Origin of the sequence: Methylobacterium nigriterrae (assembly GCF_037106235.1) — a bacterium.
GTDB lineage: Bacteria > Pseudomonadota > Alphaproteobacteria > Rhizobiales > Beijerinckiaceae > Methylobacterium > Methylobacterium nigriterrae.
This window is the reverse complement of the sequence record NZ_JBAWTG010000783.1, coordinates 1-281: the sequence shown is the minus strand read 5'-3', so window position 1 is coordinate 281 and position 281 is coordinate 1. Positions and strand designations below refer to the sequence as shown.

The following is a 281-nucleotide window of genomic DNA, read 5'->3' as shown; positions in this document are numbered from 1 at the left end:
GATCGACCTGCCGCTCATGGCCAGCCAGGTTCGCCTGCTGGTGTTCCTCGTCATCGTCGGCACCCTGCAATACGGCCTCGTTGCCGAGGTTCTGACGGCAGGCGGTCCAAACGACGCGACCATGGTGCCCATCCTCAGGATGATCAACGTCGCCTTCCAGGGCGGTGACTGGGGTTATTCTGCAGCCCTGTCGACAGCACTGTTCTTCATCACGCTCGCCTTCGGCGCAGTAGTCGTGCTCGTGCGAAAAGGTGACAGCGGCACCGCGGACGGAGGTGCAA

General features: G+C 62.6%; 1 pseudogene. It reads left to right on the top strand.

From position 1 onward, the window contains the following. Positions 1-16: 16 nt before the first annotated feature. Positions 17-281: pseudogene (locus tag WDW90_RS39150) on the top strand (hypothetical protein); the annotation flags it as partial.